Source organism: Bacillus sp. IT-79MI2 (assembly GCF_949768135.1).
Classification (GTDB): domain Bacteria; phylum Bacillota; class Bacilli; order Bacillales; family Bacillaceae_G; genus Bacillus_A; species Bacillus_A pseudomycoides.
Genome location: NZ_CATKPV010000032.1, coordinates 1 through 281 on the forward strand (window position 1 = coordinate 1; position 281 = coordinate 281).

General features: G+C 33.1%; 1 protein-coding gene. It reads right to left on the bottom strand.

The genetic code is table 11. The features are described from left to right. On the bottom strand, nucleotides 1-281 hold a 281-nt coding region (locus tag ACM6HU_RS02065), incomplete at both ends, for a DDE-type integrase/transposase/recombinase (protein WP_414847969.1).

Genomic DNA, 281 nt, shown 5'->3' on the forward strand with positions numbered 1-281 from the left:
ATATTTCTTGACCAACTTTTGATAAATAGGACTTGTATAGTGAGAGCCTTGATCAGAATGAATAAATGCTCCTTCGGCTAACTTTACCTTTCTATTCTTCTTTAGCTTTACAAGTGTATCTATGGCTAAATCTAACGTAATTCGACTAGAAACGTGGTAAGCCAAAATTTCATTGGTTGATCCATCCTTAATAGTCGATAAATACGCTTTCTTTCCTTTTCCGTAAAATAAATAAGTGATATCGGTAAGTAATACTTTTCCCGGGATGTTTTGTTTGAATT